Genomic DNA, 13,188 nt, shown 5'->3' on the forward strand with positions numbered 1-13,188 from the left:
CAAGGTAATACTCATCCTATTAATTAATATTCATTCAGTTCATTCGATCATTTTTTATAATTTAAAATCATTATTCGAAATTTTTACAAGTTATATCATATATAATATAACTCTATCTTTTTTTCCAATTTTAAGATTAGATGAACAAAAAAGTTCATAATAACCTGTCATATTATATCAGAAAGCTATACATTTATAAACTATTACCTTTTCAAACCCTATGACTTTTTTGTGAACTTCCTCTATAGTTATAATATATCCTATATTATCAGCCGAATAATTGAACTAAATTTTGTGACGATAATATAAAATCTATAAAAAAGCTGCTAACAGTATACCCAATTGCAATAGAAAGAAAAATATACAATATTTTAGCTTGCTGTATATGATACTTTTTTATCAAACTGTCTGTTCTAAGTCCCTGCAGTGCCCAAAAGGTAATCAAAATAAACGTTATATGGGATATAATAGTGATCAACGATTGTATTCCAATAAAAGTCATATTCCCAATCCTTCCATAATAATTTTAGCATATCAAACTTTTGAATTCATTTTTAACGCTTATTATAAGTAATCAGAGTAGGAGAGCATACGAGAAATCCTCAATCCATTTTCTTGGATCGAGGATTTCAACATGGTTTTATAATGTTCCGAACAGTCTGTCACCTGCGTCACCAAGACCAGGTAAAATATATCCATTTTCATTTAATTTATCATCTAAAGAAGCTGAATAGATATCTACATCTGGATGAGCATCTTGTAAAACTTTGACACCTTCTGGAGCAGCTACTAAACACACAAATTTAATATTAGTTGCCCCTCTTTTTTTGAGTGCATCAATCGCTGCCACTGCAGATCCGCCTGTCGCAAGCATTGGATCAACGACCAGTAATTGGCGGTCAGGTAAATCTGAAGGAAGCTTGATAAAATATTCTACTGGTTCCATCGTCTCATGATCACGATACATTCCAACATGTCCAACTTTTGCTGCTGGTATTAAATCTAGCATGCCATCTACCATGCCTAACCCTGCACGTAAAATTGGAACAATTACAACTTTTTTCCCAGATAATTGTTTCTGTGTAGATTTAATTAGTGGTGTTTCAATTTCTATGTCTTCTACAGGCATTTCACGAGAAACTTCATAAGCTAATAACCTAGCTATTTCATTTACAACTTCTCTGAAATATTTTGTACCGGTTCTTTTATCTCTGATGATTGTAAGCTTATGTTGAATAAGTGGATGATTGATGACTTGAAATTTACCCATTTAAACGACTCCCTCTTTTTGAATTTATAGTGATCTCAATAAATTGATTGACTTGCCTGATTTCCTCTCATTATTGTACAGAAAGATTTGATCGTTTTCCATCTTATTTATCAAATTTAATGAATTTCAAATAACTTTGTTACCCGCTGCTTTTTCTAAACGATTCATGTAGGCTTCTCCAATTCCTATCCTATTATACGATTCTGCTAAAATAACCGTTGCTTTTGTTTTTTCAAAATACCTCAATCCTTTGAATAATCGTTTTGAAGCAGATGCTATATCCTGCTTATCACCTAATGAAAATGAACAATTATGTGTTGTCTTGAATTCTTTAATAATATCTTCAGAAGCTAGTAATCCTATCACTTCTCCTTTATTTTCATAATGATGGATAGCTTTTTTCCAGCCGATTCCATTTTCAGAAACGATGACAACTGGTTCTGAAGGAGAATAATGGGTATATTTCATCCCCGGAGCCATTGGCACATCAGACTGACTGGAAAGTTCTGGGTTAAACATAACGGGACCAATTACAGCTTCCAGCGCTTCTTTAGATATCCCTCCTGGTCTAAGAATCACTGGTTTACACGAATCAGATAAATCTAAAACAGTTGATTCTAACCCAACTCCCGTCTCTCCTCCATCAATGATCCCGGCTATTTTGCCCTTTAAATCATGGTAAACATGCTCTGCTGAGGTCGGACTAGGTCTTCCCGAAGAATTTGCGCTAGGTGCTGCTAATGGTTTCCCACTTAATTCAATTAATTTCAATGCAATTGGATGATCTGGCATTCTTATACCAACCGTATCCAGCCCAGCGGTAACCGTTTCTGCCAAAGGTCCTTTTTTGTTTAAGACAAGCGTGCATGGTCCTGGCCAAAAATGTTCCATGACTATTCTTGCCTTTTCCGATATACCTTGTGCATATTCATTTACTTGTGCGAGATTTGCAATATGAATAATTAGAGGATTATCACTTGGTCTGCCTTTTGCTGCATATATTTTTTTAACGGCTGCATCATTGGTTGCGTCTGCTCCAAGACCATATACAGTCTCAGTAGGGAAAGAAACAACTTCGCCTTGCTTTAATAATTCAGCCGCTTTATAAATTTCTTCTTCTTTCATCCATACAGTATCCATTTTATCACTCCTAACTAATTTAATTTATAAATTTTTAAGTTGTCACATAAACAACCCGATCTTGTCCGGCCATATCTTTCCATATTTCAATTTTAGCTTCCGGAAAAGCTTTTTCAAATAGGTGATAGACACTTGTCCCTTGAAGATATCCGATTTCCATTATAATTTTTCCTTTTGGTTTTAATATTGCCGGTAATTCTTTAGCAAGCCTGCGATAAATTTCTAGTCCCTCTTCTTTAGCAAACAAAGCAATCGATGGTTCGTGATCTAATACTGACTGATCCATTACAGATTTCTCATCGACAGAAATATAAGGAGGATTAGAAATGATTAGATCAAACGAGTGCTTCTTTACCGCCTGAGTTAAATCACTTTTATAAAATTTAACATCTGCATCCAAAGTCGCTGCATTTTCTTTTGCAATTTTTAAAGCATTACTACTGATGTCGACCGCCAAAACCTGATCATATTGCCTTTCCAGCTTATGTGAGATTGCGAGTACCCCACTTCCTGTGCCTATATCTATAACTTCAAATGGTTGATTTGGTAACATTTTGATGTAGCGATCAAACCATTCTTCTGTTTCAGGTCTAGGAATCAATGTACTGGGATTAACTTTAAATTTTCTATCATAAAACCATTCATGTCCAATAATATATTGTATCGGCAATCCCTCCATGAATAATTTTAAATCTGATAAAAATATCTTTTTAGTTTCCTTGGACATAAGTTCAGGGTATCGTCTAATTAGCTGGGTTTTACTCCAGTCATTTCGTTCTCTAAGTAGCCATTCTGCTGCAAAGACTTCTCTATGATGACTATTCAAAAAAGAAGAAGCCCCCATCAGGACTTCTCTAATTGTTTTTTTCTCATATAATTCTTCAAGTTTCATTTTAGTATTCATCTTGGAGCTGCTCCATTTTTTGTGCTTGTTCCCAGAATACAAGCGCATCAATAATTTCATCCATTTTACCTGCTAATATCTGATCAAGTTTCTGAAGTGTCAAGTTGATACGATGATCTGTGACACGACTTTGCGGAAAATTATAAGTGCGGATTCTTTCAGAACGGTCTCCAGTACCAACTGCTGATTTCCGTTCAGCATCGACTTCAGCTTGAGCTTCTTGAGTAATTTTATCATATATACGAGATCTCAGAACTTTCATTGCTTTCTCTCGATTTTTCAGCTGCGAGCGTTCATCTTGCATAGCCACAACTATCCCTGTTGGTTCGTGAGTCAATCTTACAGCTGAGGCCGTTTTGTTAACGTGTTGTCCGCCCGCTCCACTTGCATGATAAATATCAATACGAATATCATTTTCTGCAATATCGATCTCTACATCTTCTGCTTCCGGCATTACTACGACCGTAGCAGTGGATGTATGAATACGTCCTTGCGATTCAGTTTGTGGAACACGTTGTACTCTATGTGCTCCATTTTCAAATTTAAGCTTAGAATAAACATTTTGTCCTGTAATCATCAATGTTACTTCTTTATATCCTCCTAGCCCATTTGAATTCGTATCTAAAATTTCAGTTCTCCATCCCTGAGAATCAGCATAACGCTGGTACATTTCAAGTAAATCAGCCGCAAATAATTGTGCTTCATCTCCACCTGCAGCACCGCGAATTTCCATGATGATATTTCGTTTATCATTTTCATCTCTTGGTAATAGTAAAATTTTTAATTCTTCTTCTAATTTTGTCTTTTCAGAAAGTAGTTCTTCTCGCTCTTCTCTTGCCATTTCTTCCATATCTGCCTCTAAAGATTCTTGAAGTAACTCCTCTGTTTCTTTGATCCCTTCGTTCACTTCTTTGTATTTACGATAGATTCCAACGGTTTCTCTAAGTTCTCCTTCTTCTTTACTTAATTTCATAAATCGGTCAGTATCATTAATAACAGCAGGATCGCTTAGTAACTCGTTTAATTCATCATATCGATTATCTACTTGTTCTAATCTGTCAAACATACTCATTTATTTTCGCCTCTTTCTAAAGCAGTTTTTCGCATCGAGTCATAATAATGTTTCCGGCAGACTGGATAATAATCTTCATTCCCACCCACCATGATCTGATCTCCTGTGTAAACTGGTTTACCATTATGCATTCTCATGTTCATAATTGCTTTTTTATGACAGAACCAACAGATTGTTTTCATTTCTTCAATTTTATCAGCTAGTAACAATAAATACTTTGATCCTTCGAATAATTCATTCATGAAATCATTTTTCAATCCGAAAGCCATTACTGGTATACCGAGGTGGTCTACAATTTCTGCTAGCTGCAGCACATGATGTTTTCTTAAAAACTGTGATTCATCTATTAATACACAGTCAGGATGCTGGTCCATTTTTTTTACAATTTTATATATATTCATGTCATCATCAATCGGTATAGCTTCGCGTTTGAGTCCAATACGACTAGAAATTTGTCCAACTGTATCTCGATCGTCGATCGCACTGGTAAAGAGAAGCACCGTTTTATTCTGTTCCTCATAATTGTGCGCTACTTTTAATATCTCAATAGATTTCCCGCTATTCATTGCTCCATATCTAAAATACAGTTGAGCCACTTTATTATCCTACTTTCATTGTATGATTAACTACCTTAGATCACAATTCATTTACTTATTTAAATTCAATGTGCTTATCCTTATAAATTATATGATAAGAGTAGAGAAAGTACAAGGGGATGTATGAGTCGGAAAAATAAACATCTGAATGCCTCTCGTTACTTAATTAGTCTTAAAAAAGTTTCGTTGCAAATCTACAATTAGAATAATTGCCTGTCAAAACGAGTTCATTCACTGTGAAATATGTTAAACTATAAGTACAAAAGTGTAAGGAGACTGATTATGACGCAACCATTATTTTTAAAAGGTGTAATGCAGGAAAAAATCTGGGGGGGAACTAATCTTAGAGACTTCTTTGGTTACGATATTCCAAGCGAACATACTGGGGAACTATGGGCAATAAGTGCTCATAAAAATGGACCCGCAGTTGTAAAGTCCGGAAAATATGCCGGAAAAACATTAACTGAATTATGGGATCAACATCGGGAGCTATTTGGAAATCAAAAAGGGGATGTTTTCCCATTATTAACGAAAATATTAGATGCTAAAACTGAATTATCGGTTCAGGTTCATCCCGATGATGCTTATGGTCTTAAACACGAAGGAGAACTTGGCAAAACTGAATGCTGGTACGTGATTGATGCCGACAAAGATGCTCAGATCGTATTTGGACACCAAGCTAAAACTCGTGAAGAATTTATAACTATGATCGAACAAGAAAAATGGGAAGACTTACTGCGATATGTAACCGTTAAACCTGGTGATTTTTTCTATGTCCCTAGTGGTACGATCCATGCAATCGGCGGAGGAATAACAATTTTAGAAACACAGCAATCTAGCGATACAACTTATAGAGTCTACGACTATGATAGAAAAGATGCTGAAGGAAATACAAGACCACTGCATATCAAACAATCCATTGATGTGACAACTATTCCGCATGTAGATCCGGATCTTTCTCAAACTACCGCAGAGCAACAAGGTGCCCTGATCACTACACTAGTTGAAAATGAGTTCTTCACCGTTCAAGATTGGAAAATTTCTGGAGAATCTACTTTTAAATCATCTGGTTTATATACATTAGTTAGTGTTTTAGATGGTATGGGTACGTTAACTGTAGATTCTGAAACTTATACACTTAAAAAAGGCGCACATTTCATTTTGCCTAACGGAATAGACAACTGGACTTTCAACGGAGATTTTCATATTATTTCGTCAATTCCTGGTAAGGCCATTTAATTCAATAATTAAAATGGCTATTAAAAATCCAAAGACAGCATAGAATCTAGATCACTGTCTTTGGATTTTTTTGTTTTGTTTTGTTTTGTTTTGTTTCATACTAATGAATGATTGAATCTGATTATCCTTTATTAGGTATACTTTCTGTTGATGCAAAATCTGCGTAACTATTTGCTAACCCGTGCTCACTAACATCCATACCTGCCTCTTCTTCTTCAACGCTTACACGTAATCCAATAGTTGACTGAATTAATTTGAAAACAAGTACCATTGAGACGGTTACCCAAAGAATAACTGCGAGTACACCAAGAATTTGTATACCAAGCAACCCTAAACCACCGCCGTAAAGTACACCGCCTTCTTGTGCGAAAACACCTACTAATATGGTCCCTAATCCACCAGCAACACCATGAACGGCAAAAGCTCCTACTGGATCATCTATCTTTAATTTTGTTTCCACAAAATCAAGTGCAGCTATCATACTAGCTGAAGAAAGTACCCCAATACCAACTGCTCCTATTGGTTCTACAACAGCACATCCGGCTGTAATCCCTACTAAACCAGCAAGCGCCCCATTCATTGTTATGCCCACATCTGGTTTGCCTAATTTAATCCATGATATCCCCATAGCAACCAGCGTTGCTGCTGCTGCTGATAAATTTGTATTAAGTAAAATGAGACCGATCAAGCTCAATGAATCCCCATCAGAAGCCTCTAAAGTAGAAGCACCATTGAACCCGAACCAAGAGAACCATAAAATAAATACGCCTAATGCCGCTAGAACGACATTGTGACCTGGAATAATTTTTGCATTTCCATTCTTATCATATTTTCCAATTCTTGGACCCACAAATTTAGCACCTATAATAGCCGTGACACCTCCCACCATATGCACTGCTGTTGACCCAGCAAAATCTTGGAAGCCCAGTTCTGATAACCAGCCACCGCCCCAGATCCAATGTCCAGATATCGGATAGATTACGCCTGATAAAATAATCGTATAAAGTAAGTACGAACTGAATTTAGTACGTTCAGCCATTGCTCCAGAAACAATAGTCGCTGCGGTTGCACAAAATACTGTCTGGAACATTAAAAATACATATCCAGGTATAGAAGAGTCATAGTTACCCGTAACAAAGAAATCCGGAGTTCCTGCAATGCCTAGAACAGAAGGACCAAACATGATCCCAAATCCAATTATCCAGTAAAGCAGTGATCCTAAAACAAAATCCATAATATTTTTCATAATAATATTCCCAGCATTTTTAGCTCTCGTTAGTCCTGATTCAAGTATTGCAAAACCAGCCTGCATAAAAAACACGAGTACAATTCCTAATAAAACCCAAAGTGTATCAGTAGCTGACATGTTCTTATCTCCCCTTTTTTAAGATAGACCTACTATACTTATAAATTGGTATACTTATCAATAGCAGGTGTGGAATTCCATCATATATTAAGAATATATCCTTATATCATTAATTATATATAGTATTTAATGATTAATCCTAATATTATTTAATCGTCATTACTCATATTGGTCTATACATACAAAAAAACTGAAATCCTCTAACTATGAGGGTTTCAGTTTTTTAAAAATTGCGATATTTGTATTATAAGCTATTTAAGCAAAGGCTGTATTTTCTTCATAAGATGCAAATTGACTATTATATAAATCAGCATAGAACCCATTTTGATCCATTAATTCATCATGGTTACCAGTTTCGATTACATCTCCTTCATTCATTACAATAATTTTATCTGCATCACGGATAGTTGATAGCCTATGCGCTACGACAAAACTTGTTCGATCTTCAAGTAAATTATTCATTGCTTTTTGTATGAGTATTTCTGTTCTTGTGTCTACAGATGATGTTGCTTCATCTAGGATCAATACTTCTGGATCTGCTAAGAAAGCACGTGCAATTGTAATCAACTGACGTTGACCTTGTGAGATATTCGTGCCTTCTTCATTCAAAATTGTATTATACCCTTCTGGTAAACGCTGAACAAAATCATCGACATGTGCTGCTTTTGCTGCAGCTAAGATATGATCTCTGTCTTTACCATATCGCTCACTACCGTAGGCAATATTATCCCAAATTGACCCGTTAAATAACCAAGTGTCTTGCAGCACCATAGAGAATTTCTTTCTCAATTCGGGTTGAGGAATATCTCTTGTATCTACACCTTCAAAACGAATACTTCCACCTTTAACATCATAGAATCTTTCCAGCAGATTGATTAAAGTCGATTTACCAGCACCAGTTGGACCTACAACCGCAATCATATTACCCGGTCTAACTGTTAGATTAAAATCAGTCATCAATAATGGATCTTCTGGTTCATCTCCATATCCAAACTGAACATGTTCAAATTCTACTTTATAAGGAGAATTTTCTTTAGGTGCTAAGTTAGATACAGTTTCCTGCATTTCTTCTTCATCCAACACCTCAAATACTCGTTCACAAGCAGCTATAGTAACTTGAATGGTGTTTGCGAGATTGGCAATTTGACGAACCGGTTGGGAAAACTGGTTTACGTATTGAATAAATGCTTGAACATTACCTAAAGAAACTGTTCCATTTGCAACTCCAATACCTCCAACTAACGCTACTCCAAAGTAACCCAAATCTCGAGAAAAACTAACTAAAGGCATCATAATCCCAGCAAGAAATTGAGCTTTCATTGATGCTTCGTTTAGTTTAGAACTTCTCTTATCAAATTTTATAATTTCATCTTCTTCACGATTATATGTTTTTACAACCGTATGTCCCGAATAAGTTTCTTCAACATGATCATTTACATTTCCTAATTCTTTTTGTTGTCTTGAAAATTGTTTTTGTGATTTAGGGGCTACAAAGGCGATTAGTAATAAACTTATCGGCACCGTTACGACGGTTACTAATGTCAAACGAATATCGATTGTGATCATTACAATCAATACTGTCACAAATTGTACTACACTAATAATAAATTGAGTCAAGGATTGTTGTAATGTATTAGCAATCTGGTCCATGTCATTAACTGCCCGAGAAAGAATGTCTCCTGTAGAATGCGTATCATAATATTTAATGGGTAGTGTAGCCATCTTTTCTTTTAGTTCTTTTCTCATATCATATACAGTTTTTTGGGCAATTCTTGCAGTAATAAACTGTTGAAAAAACTGAAAAATCGCTTGCGTAACATACACAATTGAGACTACAAGAATGATATTCTTAATAACCTCAAAATCAATCGGGAACCGATCAATCGTTTCTCCAGCTTCTTGCATAGCTCGTCCTTCTTGAAGACCTCTATAAATCTCAGTTGTAGCACGTCCAAGGATACGCGGTGCTTGTGTAGCCATTATTGTAGCAGCTATAGCCAATATTAATGTCGCTACTAGCGCCCAGAACCTTGTAGACATATAACGAATTAATCTAAGTACTGTACCCCAGAAATTATTCGCTTTTTTAGATCGGATATGCGCAGCGTTGCTTCCGCTTTCTTTAGCCATTAAATATCCTCTCCTTTCAATTGAGATTCCATAATTTCTTGATATATTGGATTATTCGCTTTTAATTCTTCATGCGTACCTTGTCCAACTATTGTTCCTTGATCTAAGACAATAATCTGATCTGCATCAATAACCGTGCTAATTCTTTGAGCAATGATCACAACTGCAGCGTTTTGAGTATCGGGTTTTAAAGCTTCACGTAGTCTTGCGTCTGTTTTAAAGTCTAAAGCTGAGAACGAATCATCAAATACTAGAATATCCGCTTTTGTTACCAAGGCTCTAGCAATACTCAACCTTTGTCTTTGTCCACCTGAGAAGTTTCCACCACCGTGTTCTACTCTAGCATCTAATCCTTTAGGCAAGCCAGAAACAAAATCTTTTCCTTGCGCAACGTCTAAAGCATGCCAAATTTCTTCATCTGTAGCGTCAGGTTTCCCATATTTCATATTTTCCCGAATCGTTCCACTGAACAACAACGCTTTCTGCGGAGCAAAACCAATCAAACGTCTCAGTTCTCCCTGTTCTACATCTCTAACATCAACACCATTGACTTTTATTTGGCCTCTTTCTACATCATAGAGACGAGGGATCAAATTAGCTAAAGTTGTTTTACCTGAACCAGTTCCCCCAATAATAGCTAATCTTTCACCTTTATTTAGTGTAAAGTCAATATTTTCAAGGGCTGATTTCTCAGCACCATGGTACCTAAAGCTGACATTATCAAATCGTAATGAAATATTTGTGGTATCTTTCAAATGTTTTGCTTGTTCAGGATCTTTAATGGTATTTTGCGTATCCAAAACCTCTAATACACGTTCTGCAGAAACTTGTCCCCGAGGTAAAAAGAATAGAACCATAGATACATTCATTACACCGATTAAAATTTGCATTGCATAAGTCATGAATGCAACCATGTTCCCAACTTGCATATCACCTGTGCTGACAAGCTGCGAACCAAACCAGATAATAAGAATATTTGTTACACTAACCGCTAGTACCATTGAAGGCATCATAAACGCCATGACAGTATTCGCTTTAATAGACGTTTGTGCAAAATCCCAGTTAGCTTCATCAAATCGTTCTCTTTCATATTCGTCTTTATTAAACGCACGAATAACACGTATACCCGTTAATCCTTCACGGAAGACTCTGTTTAGTCTATCTGTTTTTTTCTGCATGGATTTAAACAATGGACTTGAAAAATGTAAAATAAACCAAATCAAAGCTGCTAAAACGGGTATAGTAATAATAAAGACAAAAGCTAATTGTGGTTCTCTAGTATAAGCCATTGTTCCAGCACCAATAATTAAAAGCGGTGATAGAGTCATTATTCTTAAAACCATCATCATAACAAATTGAATCTGCATAATGTCATTAGTCGATCTGGTAATCAATGTAGAAGTCCCATATTTGTCTAATTCATCATTTGTAAAAAAGATGACCATTCTATATATTTTCTTTCTTAACGTATTTCCTAACCCCTGAGATTCTTTAGCAGCAAAATAAACATTTAATAATGCTGATAATATAGTCAGCAGAGTGAAGCCTAACATATAGAATCCTGTTCTTATAATATAATCAATATTCCCCTCTGCAACTCCAAAATCTATGATGTTGGCAGTAAGTGTGGGGCATGGCAAGCATACCTGCTACTTGGACTGCCATGAATAAGACGGTGAGAAACACACGCCAGGGATTCATAAATTTAGCCAATCTTGTCATACCTTATCCTCTTCTCTCTTATTCTTTTTATTTCAAAACACCTTTTGTCATCCATTCTAAACGAGTTGAAAATAGCCTTTGTGTTTCTTCAATAGATAATGCCTTCCAAAAACCTTCCATTATCGTATCGTCTAATATATTCAAGATATACCGTAAAATATTAAAAAATTCTTGGTCTGAACAAGCCTTTACTTGCTCTCTTTTAACCACATTTAAAATGTCTTCCTTATTTAGAACGGCTTTTTTCTTCATAGAAGATGAAGGCATAAATGTATTGACTCCAGATTCTTGATTAATCAGATAGTTCATATGCAGATACATGTTTTTAAAAAAACCAAATTTTTCAGAATCCATAATATTTTGAATATATTTTTCTGCAAAAATTTGATAACCTCTATAAAAATCACCTTCTGCTTCTTTGAAACTATTAACCATTAAACGATGATAATTATGTTTGAATTTTCCTATTAAAAAAAAATATAAATCTTTTTTATCTTCAAAATACTGATAAAAGCTTCCTCTAGAAATCTCAGCATTTTTTATAATGTTTGAAATAGATGCTTCATTTAAAGATCTTTCAGTGAACTCTTTCATTGCACCAGCAATTAACCGCTGCTTTTTTTGTTCGGGTAAATTGAAAAATGTTTGTGTTGGCAAAATTTTCTCTCCTTAAGTCAGATTCATTTTCAATATTACGAATATGACACTGTGTCATGGAACATACTTTTAATATTATATGTGACACTGTGTCACAAATCAAGCAAGAAATATTATTATAAAAAAAAGAGGCTGGGACAAAAGTCTCTGAACGTCTTTAAATATAGAGAAACCCTGAAAGAATTGTATTCTTGGGGGTCGGTACATTTTTACAATTCTCTCAGGGTTTCTTCTTACTTTAATGATTCTATTTCTTCTTTCTTTTATTATATTTTCGTAGATTATTGGCCATGAAGATCAGATTCGTTTTATTTTCTACATTCGATTTTTCACGAACTGAAAATCGATTGAACCTCAAATTGGCCTTCACCTATCCGAAAGTTGGTTCTACATAAAATTTACGTTTACTATAAAATTGAGTGCCTTCTTCTTTAGTAAACGCCCGATTTTGATCTCTTTCAATCGCTTGGTTGATGAGTGGAGCGATCTCTTCTTCATAGTATTGAATTTCTTTTTCTTTTAAATTCGAGTACAATAGATCCACAGATTTTTTCCAAACAAAGGTATGTTTACTAGCATCTGCTTCAAACCTTGTATCATCTATAAATAATGCTTTGCCTTGAATCAATTGTTCTTCTTTTAACCGAAGAGAAAAAGTACAATACAGATCTTGTGAAAGGTCTTTAGTTTTTTTCGGATACCCTGAATCGGTTGAGTGCACGGTAAGACACTAACGTTTGACCTGTTAACCATTGCATCGCTAGATTTTCTTGCATCATTTTTTCGACCGGAAAAGATCCCTTCTGAATAGGCAAACAGTCGTGCTTTGAGTAAAAATTTCGGATGATAAGCCGTGCTCCTTTTGCTTGCATAAACAAATAAGATCCCCTGAAATCTCAAGTAGATTTTCAGCGGATCTTATTATTTTGTTAGGACTTTTGTCCCAGGCTCTTTGTTTTTACACAGTTATATGAACTTGACCAGATAAGAACAGCATATCAATCAACTCAATAAGAGTTCTCCATTCAGTTCCCAGATAAAAGCAGCATATCAATCAACTCAATAAGAGTTCTCCATTCAGTTACCAGATAA

The 13,188-nt window shown here is 35.3% G+C and carries 11 protein-coding genes and 1 pseudogene; 1 reads left to right on the forward strand and 11 read right to left on the reverse strand.

The genetic code is table 11. From position 1 onward, the window contains the following. Positions 1–268: 268 nt before the first annotated feature. The 6 genes from BLT22_RS08230 to BLT22_RS08255 all read right to left on the reverse strand — a co-directional run bounded on the left by BLT22_RS08230 (position 269) and on the right by BLT22_RS08255 (position 4,982). Positions 269–502, reverse strand: coding sequence for a DUF1146 family protein (locus BLT22_RS08230; protein WP_087057473.1), 234 nt, complete (start codon positions 500–502; stop codon positions 269–271). A gap of 138 nt (positions 503–640) precedes the next feature. Continuing rightward, positions 641–1,270 (reverse strand): uracil phosphoribosyltransferase, encoded by a 630-nt coding sequence (gene upp, locus BLT22_RS08235; RefSeq protein ID WP_087057472.1) that lies wholly within the window; start codon positions 1,268–1,270, stop codon positions 641–643. 126 nt (positions 1,271–1,396) lie between these two features. Next, positions 1,397–2,410 carry an L-threonylcarbamoyladenylate synthase gene (locus BLT22_RS08240; RefSeq protein ID WP_091762387.1) on the reverse strand — a complete coding sequence of 338 codons (1,014 nt, stop codon included), beginning with the start codon at positions 2,408–2,410 and terminating at the stop codon, positions 1,397–1,399. A 34-nt stretch (positions 2,411–2,444) separates the two neighbouring features. Next, on the reverse strand, positions 2,445–3,314 hold the full coding sequence (prmC, locus tag BLT22_RS08245) for a peptide chain release factor N(5)-glutamine methyltransferase (RefSeq protein WP_236048901.1): 870 nt from the start codon (positions 3,312–3,314) through the stop codon (positions 2,445–2,447). After that, positions 3,304–4,380 carry a peptide chain release factor 1 gene (prfA, locus tag BLT22_RS08250; protein ID WP_087057475.1) on the reverse strand — a complete coding sequence of 359 codons (1,077 nt, stop codon included), beginning with the start codon at positions 4,378–4,380 and terminating at the stop codon, positions 3,304–3,306. Before prfA ends, prmC begins: the two co-directional genes overlap by 11 nt. Positions 4,381–4,382: 2 nt before the next feature. Continuing rightward, positions 4,383–4,982: a thymidine kinase gene (locus tag BLT22_RS08255; RefSeq protein ID WP_087057470.1), complete on the reverse strand. Its 600-nt coding sequence runs from the start codon at positions 4,980–4,982 to the stop codon at positions 4,383–4,385. Between the two features lie 282 nt (positions 4,983–5,264). Here BLT22_RS08255 and manA point away from each other — a divergent pair, with 282 nt between their 5' ends. After that, on the forward strand, positions 5,265–6,221 hold the full coding sequence (gene manA, locus BLT22_RS08260; RefSeq protein ID WP_087057469.1) for a mannose-6-phosphate isomerase, class I: 957 nt from the start codon (positions 5,265–5,267) through the stop codon (positions 6,219–6,221). Between the two features lie 121 nt (positions 6,222–6,342). On the opposite strand, the gene BLT22_RS08265 is transcribed toward manA, so the two are convergent. From BLT22_RS08265 to BLT22_RS08285, 5 genes and pseudogenes are all read right to left on the reverse strand, one after another. After that, positions 6,343–7,587 (reverse strand): ammonium transporter, encoded by a 1,245-nt coding sequence (locus tag BLT22_RS08265; protein ID WP_091762389.1) that lies wholly within the window; start codon positions 7,585–7,587, stop codon positions 6,343–6,345. Positions 7,588–7,842: 255 nt separating this feature from the next. Further along, a complete protein-coding gene (locus BLT22_RS08270; RefSeq protein WP_091762391.1) occupies positions 7,843–9,717 on the reverse strand; it encodes an ABC transporter ATP-binding protein in 1,875 nt (624 codons plus the stop codon). After that, positions 9,717–11,439: pseudogene (locus BLT22_RS08275) on the reverse strand (ABC transporter ATP-binding protein). Before BLT22_RS08275 ends, BLT22_RS08270 begins: the two are co-directional and overlap by 1 nt. Before the next feature lie 27 nt (positions 11,440–11,466). Then, positions 11,467–12,096 carry a TetR/AcrR family transcriptional regulator gene (locus tag BLT22_RS08280; RefSeq protein WP_091762393.1) on the reverse strand — a complete coding sequence of 210 codons (630 nt, stop codon included), beginning with the start codon at positions 12,094–12,096 and terminating at the stop codon, positions 11,467–11,469. 370 nt (positions 12,097–12,466) lie between these two features. Then, positions 12,467–12,817 carry a transposase gene (locus BLT22_RS08285; RefSeq protein ID WP_143020645.1) on the reverse strand — a complete coding sequence of 117 codons (351 nt, stop codon included), beginning with the start codon at positions 12,815–12,817 and terminating at the stop codon, positions 12,467–12,469. Positions 12,818–13,188: the final 371 nt, after the last annotated feature.

The sequence above is a fragment of the Marinilactibacillus psychrotolerans genome, assembly GCF_900101525.1.
GTDB classification, from domain to species: Bacteria; Bacillota; Bacilli; order Lactobacillales; family Carnobacteriaceae_A; genus Marinilactibacillus; species Marinilactibacillus psychrotolerans.

What these genes read in the sequence shown, in the direction of transcription:
- prfA (WP_087057475.1), bottom strand. Translation starts at nt 4,380, where the DNA reads ATGTTTGACAGATTAGAACAAGTAGATAATCGATATGATGAATTAAAC.
- BLT22_RS08265 (WP_091762389.1), bottom strand. Translation starts at nt 7,587, where the DNA reads ATGTCAGCTACTGATACACTTTGGGTTTTATTAGGAATTGTACTCGTG.
- BLT22_RS08240 (WP_091762387.1), bottom strand. Translation starts at nt 2,410, where the DNA reads ATGGATACTGTATGGATGAAAGAAGAAGAAATTTATAAAGCGGCTGAA.
- manA (WP_087057469.1), top strand. Translation starts at nt 5,265, where the DNA reads ATGACGCAACCATTATTTTTAAAAGGTGTAATGCAGGAAAAAATCTGG.
- prmC (WP_236048901.1), bottom strand. Translation starts at nt 3,314, where the DNA reads ATGAATACTAAAATGAAACTTGAAGAATTATATGAGAAAAAAACAATT.
- BLT22_RS08230 (WP_087057473.1), bottom strand. Translation starts at nt 502, where the DNA reads ATGACTTTTATTGGAATACAATCGTTGATCACTATTATATCCCATATA.
- BLT22_RS08270 (WP_091762391.1), bottom strand. Translation starts at nt 9,717, where the DNA reads ATGGCTAAAGAAAGCGGAAGCAACGCTGCGCATATCCGATCTAAAAAA.
- upp (WP_087057472.1), bottom strand. Translation starts at nt 1,270, where the DNA reads ATGGGTAAATTTCAAGTCATCAATCATCCACTTATTCAACATAAGCTT.